Source organism: Pelistega indica, from assembly GCF_000506865.1.
Taxonomy (GTDB): Bacteria; Pseudomonadota; Gammaproteobacteria; order Burkholderiales; family Burkholderiaceae_B; genus Taylorella; species Taylorella indica.
The window spans coordinates 1-19,172 of sequence record NZ_AYSV01000118.1 but is presented as its reverse complement, the minus strand read 5'-3'; the positions used below and the strand labels follow the sequence as shown (position 1 = coordinate 19,172).

23 protein-coding genes are annotated in these 19,172 nt (G+C 44.8%); all 23 read right to left on the bottom strand.

The window, feature by feature from the left end; translation table 11 throughout:
- A partial coding sequence (locus tag V757_RS25820) for a hypothetical protein (RefSeq protein WP_036694738.1) occupies positions 1-2,555 on the bottom strand: 2,555 nt, incomplete at its 3' end.
- Positions 2,552-3,517 carry a lytic transglycosylase domain-containing protein gene (locus tag V757_RS25815; protein WP_023952817.1) on the bottom strand — a complete coding sequence of 322 codons (966 nt, stop codon included), beginning with the start codon at positions 3,515-3,517 and terminating at the stop codon, positions 2,552-2,554. The genes V757_RS25820 and V757_RS25815, both read right to left, overlap by 4 nt.
- On the bottom strand, positions 3,517-5,613 hold the full coding sequence (locus V757_RS25810) for a hypothetical protein (protein WP_023952815.1): 2,097 nt from the start codon (positions 5,611-5,613) through the stop codon (positions 3,517-3,519). Before V757_RS25810 ends, V757_RS25815 begins: the two co-directional genes overlap by 1 nt.
- Positions 5,614-5,625: 12 nt before the next feature.
- On the bottom strand, positions 5,626-6,624 hold the full coding sequence (locus V757_RS25805; RefSeq protein ID WP_023952813.1) for a hypothetical protein: 999 nt from the start codon (positions 6,622-6,624) through the stop codon (positions 5,626-5,628).
- Positions 6,625-6,626: 2 nt separating this feature from the next.
- Positions 6,627-7,010 (bottom strand): hypothetical protein, encoded by a 384-nt coding sequence (locus tag V757_RS25800; protein WP_023952811.1) that lies wholly within the window; start codon positions 7,008-7,010, stop codon positions 6,627-6,629.
- An 8-nt stretch (positions 7,011-7,018) separates the two neighbouring features.
- Positions 7,019-8,689, bottom strand: coding sequence for a hypothetical protein (locus V757_RS25795; RefSeq protein ID WP_023952809.1), 1,671 nt, complete (start codon positions 8,687-8,689; stop codon positions 7,019-7,021).
- Positions 8,689-9,561, bottom strand: coding sequence for a hypothetical protein (locus V757_RS25790; RefSeq protein ID WP_023952807.1), 873 nt, complete (start codon positions 9,559-9,561; stop codon positions 8,689-8,691). Before V757_RS25790 ends, V757_RS25795 begins: the two co-directional genes overlap by 1 nt.
- Before the next feature lie 8 nt (positions 9,562-9,569).
- The gene (locus tag V757_RS25785; RefSeq protein ID WP_023952805.1) at positions 9,570-10,202 is read right to left on the bottom strand and encodes a phage adaptor protein; all 633 of its coding nucleotides are present in this window, start codon (positions 10,200-10,202) and stop codon (positions 9,570-9,572) included.
- Positions 10,189-10,884, bottom strand: a complete 696-nt coding sequence (locus tag V757_RS25780) for a phage adaptor protein (RefSeq protein ID WP_023952803.1) — start codon at positions 10,882-10,884, stop codon at positions 10,189-10,191. The genes V757_RS25785 and V757_RS25780 overlap by 14 nt, the downstream gene beginning before the upstream one ends.
- A gap of 1 nt (position 10,885) precedes the next feature.
- Positions 10,886-11,221, bottom strand: coding sequence for a hypothetical protein (locus V757_RS25775; protein WP_023952801.1), 336 nt, complete (start codon positions 11,219-11,221; stop codon positions 10,886-10,888).
- Between the two features lie 145 nt (positions 11,222-11,366).
- Positions 11,367-12,125, bottom strand: coding sequence for a hypothetical protein (locus V757_RS25770; RefSeq protein ID WP_023952799.1), 759 nt, complete (start codon positions 12,123-12,125; stop codon positions 11,367-11,369).
- 10 nt (positions 12,126-12,135) lie between these two features.
- Positions 12,136-13,086: a hypothetical protein gene (locus V757_RS25765; RefSeq protein WP_023952796.1), complete on the bottom strand. Its 951-nt coding sequence runs from the start codon at positions 13,084-13,086 to the stop codon at positions 12,136-12,138.
- A gap of 48 nt (positions 13,087-13,134) precedes the next feature.
- Positions 13,135-14,124, bottom strand: coding sequence for a hypothetical protein (locus V757_RS25760; RefSeq protein ID WP_023952795.1), 990 nt, complete (start codon positions 14,122-14,124; stop codon positions 13,135-13,137).
- 274 nt (positions 14,125-14,398) lie between these two features.
- Positions 14,399-14,680: a hypothetical protein gene (locus tag V757_RS25750; protein ID WP_023952791.1), complete on the bottom strand. Its 282-nt coding sequence runs from the start codon at positions 14,678-14,680 to the stop codon at positions 14,399-14,401.
- Between the two features lie 8 nt (positions 14,681-14,688).
- Positions 14,689-15,312: a hypothetical protein gene (locus tag V757_RS25745; RefSeq protein ID WP_023952789.1), complete on the bottom strand. Its 624-nt coding sequence runs from the start codon at positions 15,310-15,312 to the stop codon at positions 14,689-14,691.
- A gap of 81 nt (positions 15,313-15,393) precedes the next feature.
- Entirely contained in the window at positions 15,394-15,720 is a 327-nt protein-coding gene (locus V757_RS25740; protein ID WP_023949413.1) for a hypothetical protein, read from the bottom strand.
- Positions 15,713-16,171, bottom strand: a complete 459-nt coding sequence (locus V757_RS25735) for a phage holin family protein (protein ID WP_023949411.1) — start codon at positions 16,169-16,171, stop codon at positions 15,713-15,715. The genes V757_RS25740 and V757_RS25735 overlap by 8 nt, the downstream gene beginning before the upstream one ends.
- A 42-nt stretch (positions 16,172-16,213) precedes the next feature.
- On the bottom strand, positions 16,214-16,615 hold the full coding sequence (locus tag V757_RS25730; RefSeq protein ID WP_023952786.1) for a hypothetical protein: 402 nt from the start codon (positions 16,613-16,615) through the stop codon (positions 16,214-16,216).
- A 33-nt stretch (positions 16,616-16,648) separates the two neighbouring features.
- The gene (locus V757_RS25725; protein ID WP_023952785.1) at positions 16,649-17,200 is read right to left on the bottom strand and encodes a hypothetical protein; all 552 of its coding nucleotides are present in this window, start codon (positions 17,198-17,200) and stop codon (positions 16,649-16,651) included.
- Entirely contained in the window at positions 17,188-17,436 is a 249-nt protein-coding gene (locus tag V757_RS25720) for a hypothetical protein (RefSeq protein ID WP_023952783.1), read from the bottom strand. The genes V757_RS25725 and V757_RS25720 overlap by 13 nt, the downstream gene beginning before the upstream one ends.
- A 7-nt stretch (positions 17,437-17,443) precedes the next feature.
- Entirely contained in the window at positions 17,444-18,391 is a 948-nt protein-coding gene (locus tag V757_RS25715; RefSeq protein WP_023952781.1) for a hypothetical protein, read from the bottom strand.
- Positions 18,388-18,804, bottom strand: coding sequence for a collagen-like protein (locus V757_RS27695; RefSeq protein ID WP_023952779.1), 417 nt, complete (start codon positions 18,802-18,804; stop codon positions 18,388-18,390). Before V757_RS27695 ends, V757_RS25715 begins: the two co-directional genes overlap by 4 nt.
- 3 nt (positions 18,805-18,807) lie before the next feature.
- A complete protein-coding gene (locus tag V757_RS25705) occupies positions 18,808-19,116 on the bottom strand; it encodes a hypothetical protein (protein ID WP_023952777.1) in 309 nt (102 codons plus the stop codon).
- Positions 19,117-19,172: the final 56 nt, after the last annotated feature.

The window sequence follows — 19,172 nt, the reverse complement described above, 5'->3', positions numbered from 1 at the left end:
AATGTCAGCTTGAATAGATGTCTGCAGCTTCTGGTGCAAGAGAAAACATTGCCAGACTTAGCATAATAATCAGCTACATCACCATCTAGGTTTACAAACTCTTTATACAAACGTTCCAAAACATCGTTTGGATATTTAAAAAATTCTGCAGGGGCTGTTTTTAACCATTGTGCATAGACTGGGTCAATATGTCCAGTTCGCCAAAAATCAGTTATCTGGCCACGGATATCGCTAAGAATCTTGCCCGTACCTGTCGAGTTAAACACACTGTCCACGTTCGTTCTGGACGTAGAAGCAATATTCTTACCAATCAAATTTCTGACAACTAGCTTAGGGGATAAAAATAACCGTTGTGCCGTTAATGAGCCTGTCTTAATGGCTTTGTCCGCTGCATAGAAAATCTTAGTCGCATTGGATATCTGACTAGGGTGAATAATACTTATAGACGTATCAGGGGCATCGCCTTCTCTTGGGATAGGATTCACACCAATAGCGCTATTAGCATCTCCTTCACGGATAGAATACGTAAGATTTTTCTCACCGTTTGTGGCGATATCATCCACAACAGAAGCTATTGTGGCATCGTCTTGATTTTCTAATAGCTTAAAGGTTGTCGCATACTTAGGTGAGGTATAAATAACATTTTGTTCCTCTGTTAATCCTGTCCTAGGTATTAACGTTTGTTGGCTTTCAACCGTATTCCCGCTATTTGTTGCCTGTTGCCCAGTGCTTCCTGTTGATTCTGGGCTTGTTGGGTTAATGCTTCCACTGCTCGCACTTTCTGGGCTTGTTGGCTCGGCAATTGTTTGATCAGGCTGTTGGAGTCCTCCTTGCTCGGTGCTAGTTGGTATTGTTGCATCACTCGTTGTTGCAACTGTAGAAGTGCCGTCTTGCGTGGTGACTGGTCGTTCGGACTGAACTGCGTCTCCTTCATTTTGGTTTGTACCCAGGTTACCAGTGCCTGTATCTGCGCTGGTGTTAGAAGTTGCTTGAGTTGTAGTGGCACTTTCTGCCCCAGCAGTAGATATACTGCTGCCGCTGTCGCTGGTGGTATCAGTTGTTGTGTTGATGGCATCGTTTAAATCCTTATCACTATTTAACGCAGATTCAGCCGTAATGACTTCCTCTTGGACGGGTACACTACTTTGTGTTCGGCTGCCTTGTAAGTCATCTATTGCTTCTTGTACAGGTTGGTATGTCGCCGCAAAATCTTCATGACGCTCTTGAGCATCTTCACGTTCTTGGGCACGTTTAGCCGCTTCACTGTCGGCGACAGGAGACTGGTCAGTTGGTGGTTGTTCAGTTTGGTCTTCAGATGATGGTGGCGTATGCTCCCCTCTTGATCTGGCCACCCCACTAGCGGCACTAAATGGTGCTCCAGCTGCTGCTTCACCAACAAAGGCAGGTAGTGCTCCATCCCAGATAGAACTTGTCGGGTCAGGATTACCCATATTGCCACCGATATTACTGAGCACGCCACCGGTGCCACTTACAACGGCATCTTTTGCAACCTCTCTGGCCACATTTCCAACAACAGAACCAGCAACACCAGAAGCTGGCTTAGACAATATAGAGAATGCCTTAAACACAGGGAACATTTCCAATGTCTCACCACCAGCAGATAATAAGTCAGCCACTACATCAGGTTGGCTAGCTATACGATATGCTTCATCTTTAAGCTGCTCTTCGGTAAATCCAGTACCATTTATGGCATTTTGCTCTGTGTAATAGTTAAGTATATTGTTATAGCGTTGTTTATATCCGCCACCCAAACCTTGCGTAGCGGCAACTATTGCCCCTAATACAGGGTGAACCAACCCTGCAGCGGCGGCAGGCGCCATACCTGCGGCAGTAGCGGCAGTAGTATCGACTGGAGAATCAACAAACCGTTGTATCATCTCACCTGTCTGTGCTATTTGTCCATCTGCTTGGTCTTGACGTAGTTGTGATTTCTCTAGTTGGTCTCTAGCCCCTGGAGATAACCAATTGTCTTGGATATGTTTGGCAGCATTGTCCAATTGCAGTGCTGTATCTAGTTCTGTCTTAGCGGCAGGGTCTGCACCTAACATACTATCCAATCGGCTTACCCCTGCCATCATATCGCCTGCAGAAGAGACTAACCCACTAGTAAGACGTACTGCTGGGTCTAGCCAACTGGTTTCTAACTCTGGATATTCTGTATTATATTTATTCTTAATAAAGTTAAGCACGGCCATCTGCTCTTCGCCACGCAAGCCAGAGCTGGCAATAGATGACGTAACGCCTTTTGCCCAAGAGTCAAAAAGTTGGCGCTTGCCAACATAATCGCTCAGTTGGAACTCTTTGGATCCAACCAAGTCGGCGTATGTTCCCTTTGTCGGGTCAGCAACAGGAGAAGTTTGTGGTACTGCTGACGTGACTTGCTGAGGTGCCGTTTGAGGAACTGTCTGTTGAGTTAGATTAGGGATATCCAGCGTTGGTGTTGTCACTTGTGGCATTTGTGGATTGCCACTTAACCCTCTTTGCAAGAGGTCGTCTGTGTTGATAACTTTACCGTCGGAAGATAAATAAATCATACATTCTCCACAATGTCACGTAAGTAGCCATCTAAATCAGTCGGCTGAGTATTAAACATAGATTTGCCAAGTGCTTGTTCTCTAGCAGGGCTTAGCTGCGAATAAGCTTTAATAATGGAATCTTTGGTCTGTTCGTCATATGGTTTTTGTTGGACAGAGGTGAAAAAATTACGCTCTTCTTCTGTTGTTGGCATGGCAATCACACTTCGTCCACCTAGCGTTATTTGTGCGGCAGGTACTTTACCTGTGAATACATTTGCCAACTCTGGGTTTTGTGCTACGGCACGAGACAATCCAGCAAAAGCATCTTGTGGAACAGACCCTGGTTGGATAGACGCTAATGTATTCTTAAATAGTCCAGAGGTATCTGGATAATAGTCCTCTGAGTAAGCAGGCATCACATCCGTGGCGGCATCTAAACTTGGAGCAGATTGTCGTCTATCTTGCTGCAATTGGCCAAAGGTTAATGATGCCTGCTGACTACTTGCATTAGCTACCTGTGGGGATGTATAGCCAGCTTGCCCAGTCTGTCCTAATATGCCATTCATGCGATTAATTACCTGAGTAGCGTATTGATTAGTGTCAGGAGCATTAGGGTTTTTACGGTCTTTGTAATAGACACCCTGCTGTGCCGCTTTAATGGCTCCTGGACCACCATAATACCCAACGGCAGTTAAGTGTAAATCGCCACCTGCGGTATTATATAACTGCTTAATATAGCGCATACTCGCACGCATATTATGTTCGGCATTGTTAATATCCCAACCTTTATCCGCAACAGAATTAAAGGTAGCTGGTAGCATCTGCCCTATTCCTGTTGTTCCATGATTGCTCGTTTTAGTATTACGGCCAAAACCAGATTCTTGTCCAAAAATACTTAAAGCAAATGGTGATAAGGCTGTACCAGAGATACCTTCTTCAGCAGCGGCCTTATTAAAGACATCCATGAACGTATTAGCCATTAGTTGCCTCCTTTTAGTTGAGCAGACCTGCCTGCAGTGTCCATTGGCTGCGTCTGTGCTGGAGCCAGAGGTTGTCCTGTCGTAGGGTCAACCAACAATAAACCGTCTCTGATTACTACTTTATTTCTATCTATCGGACCATATAACACAGGTGGCGGTGGTACGCCTCTATCTGGGCCGTACTTACCAGCCAATAAATCAGCTAAATCTTCTAATTCTTTGGCCGAAGGTTTAGCCTTACCTTTCGATAACGCCGATACTGCAGGGTCATTACTTAACGTTTCTTCAGGTACTCCTAAGAGTGATGACAATACATTTGTTACCGATGCTCCGTTATTACCACGCCCATAAGCCTCTAGCACTTTAGATGCGATTGTTTTATTAAACTCAGCACGATCTTTGGCTTGGGCCGCTAGCTGTTCAGGTGTTAGTGTGGCATTACGCAGCGTCGTCATACGGACAGCGTCTTCATAATTACTCATTTTTAGGAAGTCACCTAAACGAGCTGCCGTACCATCTTGGAATAAAACAACATCACCCCCTGGTGTTTTTCTATAAGACAACCCTGGGTAAATCTGACTAAACTCTGCTGCTTTACTCTCAGGCGTACCGCTAGTGGTCAACCATGCATTCACTTGTGCCTGACGCTGTTGTGACGCTACACCATTAGCTACAATAGACTGCAAGTTTATGGCGTTAAAGTTGGCTAGCCCAACACTATTTTGGTCTGTGATCATCTTAGTCTGCGCTTGTGCTCTGAGCACTGCCTGCGCTGTGCCATTGTTAAAATTGTCTCGTACCAATTGTGCTTGTACTAATGCTGTTTGTGCTGTGTTAAGCGAGTCCATTGTCGTGGCTTCTGCTTTAGCTTTAGTAAGTTTGGCATATAGGCCACTATCCAGCATTGACCGCGTGGCGGCAGCATCTTGTGTTGCTATATCCACTTTATTCTGGCGACTAGCATTATCTGCTACTCGCTCTTTTGCTCGTAAACCTGCTTCGCTATTGAAGTTAAATAAGTCTTCCATCGACTTAGCCAATGCTTGGTTGGCAACATTTACTTTCGTCTGCCCTTCTGCAACAGCGGCGGCGACAGCATTATCGGTTGTACCTGTAAGAATCCGTAAATCTCTACCGCTTACTCCTGCGTCAATAGCCGCTTTATTAACTGCATTAGCCACTACATCTTGACTAGTAAGGTCGAAAATCGTTTGAGCTTGATTCGCCTTGGTAACACCAGTGGCTGCTTCTATAGCTTTAGCTACAGCTGTGTCTCTAGCTGTACGCTCTACATATGGGGCTGTCGAATTAAAAATCGTTTGAGCTTGCTTAGCTTTGCCAAGGTCGGTATTTGCTGTGACGTTATTAGCCTCAGCGGTAGCTGTCGCCGTAGGCACCACAAAAGGAGATGTGGCGTCAAATACAGCCTGATTTTGCGTTGCAGTATTAGTGCCAAGGATTGATTGCAATGCTCCCGTTCGTAGATTGTTGGCAACTGTCGTCCCTATATCACCTCGATTCGCATTAACAGCATTAGCCGTTTGTTCTGCCACAGTGGCTTGTATTCCAGAATTATTATAATCGCTAGACATTTTATTGGAGACAGCACCTACTAACAATTGTGGGTTCGCTTTATAAGCGTCTAGCGTTGCTTGGTTAGATACCCCTTGTGCAAGGTTTCCTGTTGTCTGCGTTTGGTTACCAGAGATAGTTCTTGCTAAATCAGAGGGGGCAGCACTGACGATGTTATTGTCTGTTGCCGTACTAGCTAATGACCGTGCATAGCCTGCATTTTGGCTGGCTGTATAATTTCTAGCATCATTACCTAATCCATCTACTTTTATGTTGGCTGTCCCCATATTATAGGCATGTGTTAGTGGCGCTAACTCATACGCTTGATTTAACGCCTGTATATCATTACGAACTTTAAGTGGGTTTAGTTGGCTTTCTAGCTGATAGTGTTGCGCCGTATAAGTATTCTGAAATGGCAATACATCCCGTTGGCGTAAGTATTCATCTCGCAAGCGTAAATCGTTGCCAATGATGCGTTGGGCAGCATCAATTCCTTTTGTATATCCAAAGTCAAACGTTATCATGTTGTATCCTAATTAGGTTGCTGTCCCACCGAAACCTACTGTAGCGTTATATGGCAAGGCTCCATTAGGGCTACCTGGTGCTACAGAAGATCCTGCGATATTAAAGGGAGTACCCGCACCACTATAAATAGTGTTAGTTGCCCCTGCTGATGTGAAGTTATTTACTGCCGATGACCCCAGTGCTCCATAGATAGCCCCAGTTCCTAAGTTAACTCCTGACATTACTGTCATACGATTAGCTCCAGAAGCCCCTGCGTTAATAGAATCAGATAGACGTTGGCTTCTGTTATCTCCTTGACCCATTTGTCCAGAGGTATAAGGGTTATTTTGAACACTATTCATCGCCCACCATTGCTGATACGCCCCATTAGCATTACCAGTTGTCCAATCTCGTAACGTGCCGTAAGATGCATTAGCTTGTTGCATATACCCTGCAGACTGCGACAACATGTCACGCCCCATTGCCAAGGCTTGATGGCGACGTGTCCAACGGATTTCATCGAAGATTTGTTTGCGACCCTCTTCATAACGGTACGCCAAGTTGATCGTATCTCCCTCTGCCATCGCTTTGGCTACCATCGCATCGCGCATGAGTGTCTGCGTAAGTCCAGTGCAATATCGAGAAGCATGTATGCCAATAGTATCGATAGATTTTTTAAACTGCTGTTTAGTAGATGCAAGCCAACGCCCAGCAGTCACATCAAACTGTGGCGTATATAAGGGGGCGTTACCCGCCTCATCCATCATTTTGACTTCATGCGGTTTGAACGTGCTATTCCAATAATCTCGTGCTTCTTTAGCTAAGGCATAATATTTATTGGCTAGTGTCAGTTGTTTAACGGCAATAGATGTTGCAGCGGCTGTGTTGATTAGGGCAACAGCCGTCATCGCTTTAGAGGCTAAATCAGATGCTTCGATATAGCTTTCACCATCGACACCGCAACCACCGCCACTACCACCGCCACTTGCTGCACCTGTTACTGCCCCAACAATCGAACTGAGCAATCCCATGACTAGTCTCCACTTAAGATAACGCAACCAAACATAGGTAATAGTTGGGCTGCATAGGTTCGTAGGTTTTCAATTACTGTAGGATATCCTACATTCACATATTCATATTTTACCCTTAATTCAGGCAAAGAGCTAAATAAATTTGAACGTTTCTGTGCATATAAAAACCCAATGAGCGTATCGTCATCATAGGCAAGGAGTAAAACCTTTTCTCCTTTCCACCAATCCTGTATAAACTCTGTAAAATTGAAGTTAAATTCAGGCTCTTCTGGTGTCTTTTTACTGTTGTAATATTCTTTGAATAACGGGACTAATAAGGCAATAATATGGATACATCTGTCCTTATTTTCGATGTCAAAAGGTTCTAATTCAATACGGATGGTCATAGCACCTCCTATGTGCTAGATAATTCCCATCTGCTTTGTGCCATCTCAAACGATTGCACTTCATAAGTTCCTGTGAACGCTACTTGGTGGTGTAAGTGATGCCCATAGCGTGGGAGCCTAACGGCTGTATTTGGTAAAAGTAAAATGTCATTGAAGATTGGAATACGTTCGGCAAATATGGAAACGCTTACCGCACCATCTGCCCATAGTCTGACAGCCCCAAAATATCCATAGCGTTTGGTGTCCAGTATTGCCCCTTTCCATGTATAAGGCATAACCTGTAATCCAGCATTCCATTGATGGATGGCATGGTCGTAAAGTATGAACAACTCACCATTTCGCCCCGTATGATAATGTGTCGGTTTGATTGAGAGTTTTGTCAGTCGGCTATAGCTATTGTCGCCAAAGACTTCTGAATCCATAAAAAAGATATAAGACTCATCATCACTAGTAACAAACAATCGTCCATCATGCCAACCTAAACGCATAGTTTGAGGTTTAAGTTTTCGCCAGTCGTCGGTAGCAAACCATGGGGAAGAGATGACTTTTGGCTCACCTGCTCCCATGAGTACAATGCCTCTGTCGCTAACATAAAACACACCTACGGGTGTAGTAATTGCCCCATCAGTGCTGCAACACGTCACCATTGGCATCGGTGTGCTGTGACGGATAATGGCTCTGCATGCTCTAGCATCTACACCATCTCCTAGGTCTATGGAGTATGGATGCCCATCGGTCATCACATATAATCTGCCAGCATACGCTTCAATAGCGATGATCGTGTCATCGAGGTTGTAACGTTGAGATAGTGGCCAGTTCCACGGTTGGTTGTTCATCGTAATGCATAAAGTATTACCAACAAAACCAGCCAACATTCGTGAGTTAGGGATTGCAATAATGCCGCGTAATCCTTCTGGTGGTTCTAGCACATCAAGCGTAGTGAGTGGATCGCCTAGCATATCTACATTAAGTCCACCATCAATATGCGTCGCCTGTCCAACAGGGATAGTGGCTACAAGGAAATAGTCCGTTATATGTGGCATGGGTCCTTGCTGCGTCTCATTAGATGCTCGCATACCTGTTACCATGCGATATACATTAACCTGTTCGATGCCGTACTCTTTTGGAGGTACAGAAAACCCCGTTAAACTAACAGGGCTACCATCATCAGTATCTACATGATTAGATGGGTAAGATGGTGGTCCCTCTTCACCTAAGCAATTGACGTACGTATAAACATAAGCTCTACTCTCTCGCTCCTCTGCATCTGGTAGATGGCTTGCATTTGTTGGGATAGAAAACTTAAAGGCTTTAGCCTGAATAGCATCTTTAGGTGCGGGTATTCCTAACCGAAGCTTCTCTAATTTACCGCAGCCAGTTTCGCAATTATCTTTGATGGGCATAACGGTAGGATAAGTCTCATCACCTGTCACATATAGCCGTTTACAATCCACTGTCCACTCAGCAATACTTACACACGAAGCAAACTCAAACCAACAACACCCAACCTGATGAATACGTTTTGTAAATGGGGATGTCGCTTTTAGTAATAATGGTGCTCGCCAAGGTTTTAATGTTCCATGGCTTAAATCAACATCAAGAGCTAGCTCGGCATAATTGTAAGTTAAGTTCTCCAAAGGTGTCTTTGGGGACATGCCGTGAAAGTGTCGTAGTTCCATTATGGAGCAGCTCCCCCATCATCGGTGCCAGAATCCATAGTAGGAATAGCCTTAACGCTAGTAATACGCCCTGTATTATCGTAATAGACATACTTACCATCTGCCGTTTCAAACCTACCACCATAAGCACCTGTCGTATCATCGGCGCCAAGTCCTGTCGGTGTGATTTCTTTTCTTAGGCGGTTGATATCAAAATTAAGTACGATATGCCCATCGCCAACTTTGTCCACTACAATATATGGGTCACCTTGAATAGCGGTGATAGGTGCATCTTGCGCATCATAGGCAACAATCTGTCCATAGTCATTGACCGTAAATGGGCCATAAATGCCAGACATCTTGTTAGATTTCAGCCCTACAGAATAAGTACTAGTGTAGGCATCATATGTGACTTCAATAGCTTCTGGCGTAGAGGTGGAAACAGAAATACCCACCGAACTATCAGACGTGGTAATGGTAAATGGGTCAGTTGGGGTTCCACTGCCTGTCACAACAACCCCCCTGCCTCGGAACACAGGTTGTACCGCTAGACCAGTTGGTGTTTGTTTTAATAAGTTCGATGGGTCGTTAGAAATTATATCAGCTAAATCAGGTAAATTACCAACGGTTTCTCCAGGCGAACCGCAGCAGGCATTAGGTGTGTACGTAGGTACTGGAGCTTGACCAACACCAACAATACAGCCACCAGAAAACGTAATCTGCGAAAACGTTCCATCTGGTATAGTGACTGCACGTGGTTCAACAGATAAGCATTCTCCATCAAACGTAACCATCTGATTGCCTGCGCAAAATGCAACAGGTGGACATGGTTCTTTTGGTTTGTCATCTGCATCGGCAGGACAATCTTTACGTAATTTTCTACACTCTGCCATAAGTCACCTTAAATAATCCGACGTGGGGTCATTTTTATACGCCCACGCATATGTCCTGTTTGTCTATCCATACCTGCCACAGCGACACCTTTATCAAATAATTGACGATGATATTCAGCAAGACCTCTGTCATGCCAAGGTGTTGTTTTAGCTAAATAGAGTCGTGCCAATGCGCCGTTGATAACTGTGTCAAAATATCGCTCATAAATAAGTTGATCAACGGAGCAAGCTTCCCTTGTAGGGGCCACAGCCACGAATACCTTCACGGCTCCTTCCTTATTAGAGGTTGGAACAGGTCTAATATTCAATGTATCAGGTGGCACAAACCAGATAGCTCGGCTGTGGACGGTACACCCTGTATCACAGGGCTCTGATGCACGTAGTATGGCATTGTCAGAACAACAATTACCGTCAACACAAATACGTTGGATTGATACAATACGTTCGTCTTCTTCTGTCTCTATGTAGTATTCTTCGACACCACACTGCAGATCAATCTCTATCGTACGTGCTAGTACTTGACTACGCTCACATAATTCAATAATGGCTAATCGTACATAATTCGCAATAAGATCATCTGGGGCTTCCCCTATCGCCAATCTTATTTCATGTTTAAATTCATCAAAACTAACCGTTGTCATTTGTTGCCCTTACCGTACGATTAACACCTAATTCAGCTAGTCGTTGCTGCGTTAGTTGTACTTTTAAAATATTAAAAAAGGTTTCTAAATGAACCCTAGCTGCGGCAACAGCTATCTCTACCTCATCATCAATCATCAGGGCTGAGTACAATACCCACTGCCGTGCTGCAGTTACTGATGCACATCCCGCATCAACTTCTTTATCAAGGTCTTTCATCGTGTAAGGCTCTGGTGGGTTTGCACAAAGCACTTTTAAGTACACATCCTCATTCGGAGGTATTGGTGGATAAACATTGAAGTAGCCATTGTCGCCTGCACTGTAGGTATAGCCAGTGAGGGTAAACTCTCCGTTAGTTGGTGTAAGGCATACCTTTTTTGTCCAACGAGAGAGAATAGAAATATTTTGTTCGGGGACAGGAGTTAACACTAACCCTGTCTCATCTGTTTGCCCAAGTATTTTCCGTAGCACTTTACAATCGCATAGCTTTTGGAGCGTACCTGGGTCAAGCTTTACCATGGATGCTTCTACAAACTCGTTAGGGTTTAAAGTGAAGACGTTGCACAACCCTTCGTTGAAAAAACGAAGCAACTGTGCCTGACTCCAACGATTAGGCAATGTGCCTGCAGGATTGAGGTCATTAAGGTCTTCATTGAAAGCAGCTAACAAGTCTCGTAGACGCATATTAGTCCTCGTCTATATCGTCAAATATAGCCTCTGGAAGCGGAGGAGCTGGAGGGGTTGGTGGAGCTACCTTTTTAGCTGTACGCTTTTTAGGTGTTACTACTGCTTCCTGTTCAAGTTCTTCCTCTGGTGATTCCCATGGTAGGGGTCCAGTATAGGGCTCTACTAAATCGCTGCGTGCAGCTAGCCCAGGATGGTAAGGGTGTATATGTCCAGTAGCTTTCTCACGTAACCAATCACACTTTCCAAGTGGGGTTGGGGCTGAGTTAAATTGTCGCTCTGGTGAAGATTCTACTGCATAGTTTGCGCCTGGCGCATGGAATCGAGGCTGTGCCATACTCTACTCCTAAAAATTATTTAGTGGACTGTTTAGCGTGTTTGCTACCTGCTCGGCAGCGACATACTTTTGCATGTGCTTTCATATGATTTCTCCTAAAAGTCCCCCAAAGTCATCAACCTTGGGGGTTGGTCTATAAAATAGATTATTTAGAGATTGGATACTCAAAATTGTCTACTTTTACGACAAGTGCGATACGACCTTGCATTGCGGCAAATGTGCCTGCTGTACCAGTCGGTGCTGTGTTTAGACGGATACCCAACACAACGGCACGGCCTGCAGGAACAAATACAGTTGACGCTGTTGTTGTGATTGCTGCACCATCAATGGTCGAGCCACTCAATGGGTCTTCAATCTTAGTCACAACAGAAGTCTCCTTAGAGCTAGATGTGTCTAAGTAACCATGGCGAACAATCTCTGCATTAGCGTCGATACCTGTAAAGCCTGATGGCAATGCAAAATCTTCACCTTCTGCGATTAACTGTTCGATTGTGATATCCTCAGAACCACTGCATCCACCGCCACATTTAGTTGCATCAACCAATTTGGCAAAGACGTCAAACGTTACGCCTTGCATAGAATCAGTCACTGCGCTGCAGCAGTTTTGACCAGCTACCGTCGCTGTAGGGTTAGAATGGACGAATACCTGTGTGATAGAATGCAACTCTGGAACTACTAATAGCGCTACATCTACAGGTACATCAGCTGCCTTAATCTTAGCTAAGGCATCACGTTGATAGGGGAATGCTGCAGGTTGCAACACGTTACCTAACGTAAAATGTCCACGGTCAAACTCCCCTGCTACCTGCGTTGGTAAACGGCAGCCGAAACGGCGTGTCGCATCTGCAGCAGGAAAGACAAATTGTGGCGTACCACCATCATATAAAGATACTGTTTTAGCCATGTTATCCTCCTTAGAATGTCCAATAACCAACAGCTAAGGCATCTGGGTAAATCGCTTTACCACCCCAAACTGCTAACATACGATAGTGGACACCAAAGTAGCCTGCAGGTTGGACTAAATCACCTTGCACCAAATCGCCTGCGAAAGCAAAACCTTCTTTATTACCAGCGATCACGAAGTATGTTAATGCGCCAGACGCATCGATAACTTGAGGGATACAATCCACGACAAACACGTTAAAGCCCATCACTTTTCCAGGCATCATACCTGTCACTAAGATTGAGCAGTTGTTTGATCCACAGTTACCCATGTCAAACGCACTAGCGTATTTAGAGTCAACGATTGTTTCCATGATGGCACTTGGCAACATGATAAACATCTCGTCATCCACCCAGCGTCCAGCCTCTTTCAATACACGTTGAATTTTGGCGAGTTCACGATGAATATTCTCTGATGTGATTTTGATTGGTGCATTAGGCGCGCCTAAGTTGATATTACTGTGGCAACCAGCATTAGCCCCTTTATTCTGTCCTGATGCTTCCAAAATCATCGCTTCCAATACCCATTGACGCCATAGTTTGGCTAACGTCTCATAGGCATCTTTTAGCAAATACTCTTCATACTGCGCCCAACGATCACACAAACGTGCGATGTCTAATTGGTCGAACTTAAGCACTTTATAGGCAGCGTTACAAATCTGCATAACAAATGCATCTGGTGATGAGAAGTCAGCTACAAGCTCTTGGTTCTTCTCGTAAGGTCGCCAATCCCCAGAACGAGGTTGTTTCGTAAACTGGATTACCTGATTACACATCGTCAATTTGCCATCGATTGATGTGTTGGTGATATAAGGAAGAAACTCCTTATCCCAGCCTGTTGCGATAATTTTGTTGTAATAACCTATTCGGGCTAATGGTGAATTTTCTAATCCACTGAAACCCGAAGCACTAGCGAATGCCATAGGTGCTCTCCTTTAAAAATTCGGGCGGTAGCCCATGTTGTGAAATCATTAACCCACCCGCCCCTCTCGCTCTGCAGCGTTAAATTCATCAAGGAACGTTCTGTAGGTCTCATGTGAAATCTCTCTACGGTTAAAACGTTGCTTTTGTTCTTCCAAGTCGGCGTAGGTAAATCTGGTGTAGTTGTCTGGCGTAAGTGGCGCAGACACAGTGCTAATAGGCGGTGCAGCAACCTGAGCCAATGTCGGTTGCCCGCCTTTAAATTGATCTAAAACTTGATTGACGTATGTCGCATTACCTGCTTTGTAGGCAGCTTCCACTTGCGACCCTCTAGTAACCAATGTGCCAGGGATGGTTTCTTGCATAAACGCTACATACGCTGGATCACGGGCTAAGACATCAATATCTGGATGTCTGTCCGTAATGGCCTTATTCGTATCAGCTAAACGAGTTCGATACTGCTCTTCGTTAATCTGGTTAATAGTGGTTTGGAATGAGCTATTAATTTTGTTCAAACGCTCGTTAGTCGACTTATTAATCTGCTTTAACATCGGCGCCAAGATTTTGTCTCTAATCTCTTTGGCCGCTGTATCATCAACGTATTCCATCTCACCAAGTTCGAAGGTAGAGAAATCTTCGTCTTGGGTCTGCTTTGCTTCATACTCGGCAAGGCGAGCATTAGCCAAGGCTAACTCTTGCTCTTTAGCGGTGAGTTGTTGTGTATATGCCGCCCTCTGTTCTTCCATTAACTGATACTGCTGGCGTTGCCAATCGGCAATATTCCATTGTGGCTGTGCTACAGGCTGCGGTTGGTACGCAGGCGCTGGTTGTACTGGTTGCCCTTGCTGTGCTACAGGTTGGTGTACAGGTTGGTGTACAGGTTGTGGTACATTAGGCTGTACAGTCTGTGCTGGGAACACTTGGTTCTCTCGCACAACACTTGTTTGTGCATCGTCTGCTGGTACATACGCTGCCGCTGGATGAGGAGCTGGACGTGGTGGATTTACTGGTGTAAATGGGACTTGATTCGCTTGTGCCATGCGGTCATTCCTTATAGTTCACGGGTTGAATTAAAAAGGTCGATAACGCCACGTAAGGCTTCAATGCACCCACGCAGATGAAGGCACACAGGTCGACCATCTCCTGATGCCACTAGTTGCTCTTTAGCTGTTTCGTATCGGGTCTTCGTTAGAGACAGTTCTGACTCCAAAAGCCCGACAATCTCGGCAAAGGCTTCTGGATGTTTACCCATCGTGGATAGGGCTACTTTCTGACGCTCTGTAAGTTGCTTGTAGGTCTTCATCTACACCAGGCTTAGAAATGCTTTTTGATGGGTGATGGCTTCATACCACCGAATGGACGCAAGGCAGAAAACTTACTGGTATCCAACTGCTTTGGATAAGTGCCAGAGTTCTTAAACTTGCCGCCTAATGGGGTTGCTTGTGCTGTCAGTGAAAAGCGTTGATTCTGGTTAAGTACAGGATCAAACCCACCGAAGTTAAAATTTTTTGCCGTAGCACTGCCTGTAGAAGGACTACGGTCAGATACAGGGGCATTGCCCTTCATCATGCCAACAAAGTTCTTAGCTGCTTTCATATCTACCTCTAGAAGTAAGGCACGTTCTTGCCACCAAAACTTAAATAGCCAGCGGGCTTACCAAGTAATTGATCGCGCGTACCGATAACGGTTGTAGGGAGGGAATCTTGTGTTGTGATAGTGGGCGTAAAGGTCGTTGCTTTACCTTTAACAGCGTTGATTTCAGCCGTAACTAAAGCTGTCATCTCATCACAGGTAGGAATGTGGTCACCCACGGCATGAGGTGTGCCATCGCAACGATTGATGGAAGCAATAACGCACGCTTTTAAGGCGGCTAATACGTCCTCATCGTCAAGCACGGCATTGACGAACATTTTTAATAGTTCAGTGCGTAAGGGAGAGTCGACCGCTACGGCGGTCTTAATGAAATCAATAATTGATTGTTGAGCCGCTTGGTCGTAAGTAGTGCCACCCTTAATTGTTGGGGTGGTTAATGTTTGATTGGTCGATTTAACGACTTGTGGATTAGGGTAAGAACCTGCTAAATCGCCACCTGCTGTCCCTTTTGGTGGGGCAGGAGCATCAATTTCTACACCGCTACCGATAGTGCCAGTTGATACGGTAACGTTATTTAGAACCGTCCCGTCCAGCACTGCTGGTGGCTTAGGTTGCACGCAACAGTTGTTCGCCATAAAAATCTCCTATGATTATGGCGAACTATAAATGCAAGTTGTCTAAGGCTATTTAGCTATGTATAATGTTTTAGCCTATCTCTAAGGGGTCTTGTAGCCCCTCATTAGGGGTGGTTGTGTGCCACGGAGCAAACCCTCAATGGTGTGAAGTTTGCGGTGGAGTTCTTCAAGGGATTGGTACATGGCGTCAGTGCGACGCTCTGTGGTGTCGATACGGCGTTTGGCAAAGTCGATAGCTGTTTCTAGCTCTTCCCTGGCCTGAGCCGTAATGGTGATGATTCGCTCAGTGCGATAGGTGTTATGGAATGTTACGGCACTTAATACGATAAGGATGATGCCGACCATCCATGATAATTCGAATTTAAAGGTGCGTCGTTGCGAGGCTATCTCTTGACGTAACTTACTCACGTTTGTCTCCTAATAGTGAAATAAGGTTGGCTTTATTTTCACGAATCCATACCACCAACAAGCGAGTCGCTTTCGTACCTAACCACGAGCCTAGAAGTACAAAGACAACGGTCATATAGTTGGTCCATTGGTAATGGATAGACCCAAAGAAAATTAAAATGCCAATAAAAATAGAGCCTGAGAGTTCAGCTACAACGGTCAAAAACATTCCGTCTGATTTTGCTTCATCTCGCCACGCTTTATCCTGCATGCGTGCTAACAGCCCTACAATACCTCCGAGTACGGATAAAGCAATCACCGTAACAAGGCTAGTATCCCAGAGATGACGTAACTCTTCATCTAGCCCAAGTGGTTGTGCTAACGCTGCCACGCTATAAATAAGTAGAATCAACGCTATCAGTAAACACTCATAGCAAAGCTCTTTGAAAAACTTCTTAATAGATGGCAACATACAGTAAAGGCAGGTCTCCCTGCCCCCTCCTCATAAGGTTAATTACGCTACACTAAGTGTCGCAATTGAACTCGCAAAGCCAATCTGTGTGCCGAAGGCATCTTGAAGCTCTACATCTAACGTATGCGTATGGGCAATTAATGTCGAAATACCTGTTTTTAATTGCGTGCCATCTTTCATCGTTAGAATAAGGTCTGTACCATCGCTTGATACGGTCTCAACGTATTTGTCTAACGCTAATGCTGACAAATCAATCGACTTTTGCTGACCGTCTTCGGTATACGTTAATGATTGTGTCGCTGCATCGTACGCTAAGCTTGTCGCTACCCCTGCTGGCAACTGCTGTTGTTCAGGGAACTTCACTTTAATCTTTTTCGCTACTGCATCTAGTTCAAAGTGGTCTGTGAATAAATTATCGGGGGTTACAAATTGTTTTACTGCCATTGGTTTCTCCTAAAAATATAATGGTGTGGTGGTTTACATGCCAGGTGCTTTACGTCGTGGTAAACCTTCATAAATCCAACCATAGCCTTTGGTTCCACTCTCTGTTACTAATTCGGCAGTTGGATCAATAATACTTTCATACTTAGCAATATCTACATAAATTAATGAAAATTCATGTGGCAGTGCTAGTCTAGTGTTGTATGCAGTACTGTAGTCGGCAGCGTCTAGCATAAAGGCATGCTCAGCATCAGAATAAAACTGAAAATACTCCATAATGCCAGTGCAGCGTACAGGTTCAGAGACGTACGTCATTAAGAACTTAATAGTATCGCTTAGTGCAGCATTAGTCCCTGTAAGGTCGCCAGCAGATTGTGTCTGACTCCATTCGTGGGCGCTAGCTAAACTTGTTATCCCGCAGTCATATCCTTCATGTGAAGATGGATATGTTAGTTCGGACGGTGGGCCAACTCTACAAATAAAATCAATTCTGCTACCTTCTGCGTATTTAGGAGTAGTATCTACTACGCCACCTATATACGTTCCTGATAGTACTTGTACTGGAGGTCCACCTGCTAACCATCCCAAATTACCGTCTTGCCGACCATCTCTGGCGTTACTGTAATACCAGTGTCACCTGAATCAGGTTGTACATCAACTGAACGAACGTACATAATGCCTGCACTATTACTATTCGCACTCAGTGTTCCATCTTCCTTACGCACTAGAGTGGTGCCATCAATATTGACGTTAATTTTCTGGTTGCTAGTATCTAGCTCAAAATCGGTTCCTAAATCTGGAACAGTTACTAAATTAATTGCCATATATCACCTATGCAAAAATATCCCAGTTAGTGCCACCATTAAAGATGGTTTTAGATTCTTTATTAACAACAAATCCGATTTTTTCTGGTGTTAGTGCTTTACGCACATTATCTCCAACATGACGATAGGACAACCCTGGACATCTCTCCACCGCTGTAGGGTCTTCATTTCGTAATGAGTCAGTTGTCACTACAGGATTGTTGATTGGACTTAAAAATACGCTAGCTTCTGCATGGAATGTGACCCAACAAGACTGTAACCATATTGACCCTGGACGGGCAAACTGTCCATTTTTACCAATATAGATATTACAACCTTGTACTTGTACTAGTCCGTCTGTTTCAATAATAAAATGCCTAGCTCCTGGGAATGTTACTCGCCCATCGCCACGTCTAATATTGACGCCAACAAACAAAATTCTGTTAGCTACGATGTACGGTATAGTGGTGTATTGTGTTTCATAACCTGGTTCAGGTATAACATTAAATTGTAGTGTCGCTCGCTGTAACTCTACAGCAGTCCATGCATATGCTCCTGGACATACTACCTTAGTAGCTATATCAAATATGGGGTCATCATAGGTTGTAACAACTATATATGCGTTAGCTGTCTCAGAAAGTAGTTGCGTTACGTTATGAGTCTGCCCACTTTTCAAGAAAATAGCGAATGTGCCATATCCTGCTGACTCTCTACTAACACGATCAAGTGCTTTTGCAAATGTTTTAAGGGGTGCATCTCTAGTGCCAGCGTTGGTATCGTTACCATTTACAGCATCGACATATTGTGTGGCTAAATTAGGCGGAGCAGTATCCCATACACCAATACCATCACCACGTACTTCGATACGATTACCTGCTGTCCTAGATAACGGAATAGATGACACATCTAACGTATCATCTGATGCAAATGGCACGTGTTTGCCACTCTCATACTTTAAAGGTTTTTTTGCACTCATACTGTCTCCATAAATGCGTCTTTGAATGTTAGGTCTTGGGCAACTATTGCCACTACTTCACCTACCATCTGATTAAATGTATCAACAAACTGCAACGGCTCACTGGCGTAAATAATCTCACCTGGGTCGCCCTTATCACCTTTGTCGCCTTTTTGACCTGCTACTCCTGCATCACCCTTGTCGCCTTTCGGTCCCATCGGTCCCATCGGTCCCATCGGTCCCATCGGTCCTGCTTCGCCTTGGTCGCCCTTGTCGCCTTTCTGTCCTGCACCCCCAACAACCCCGTCAGGTAGTGTTACTGTCCCTGTAAAAATAGGGTCTTTTATCGTGGGATGGAGGAGAACCGCCTCCTCCAACACAACTGGAGGTGCTGGCTTAGGTGGTGGACAAGTTACACACTTAACGCACCCCATCGTTTACTCCGCAGCGTCGCCCTCAGCACCCTCAAGGTCACGTGGCTCTCCACCCTCCCATGTGTAGGCTTTTAAGGCATTTAAAATGACAAACCGCTGTTTGCTACGGCAATCATCCTGTACCGCTTGGACCGCTGGAGCAAGCTTGGCTTTTTGAGCCTGTGATAATTTATGCTCGTTAATCTTGTAGATATATAAAGCATCATGGCCTGAGGCACACTGTAAACGTGCCACATACCCCTCTGGGTTTTTTGTCGTAGAACATGCGGCTAATGTCACGGCTACTGCCGCTGCTAACAATACTTTTTTCATTTCAATCTCCTTAAAAAATTAACCCTGATTTGGTTATGAGTCACCACCCGTATCAG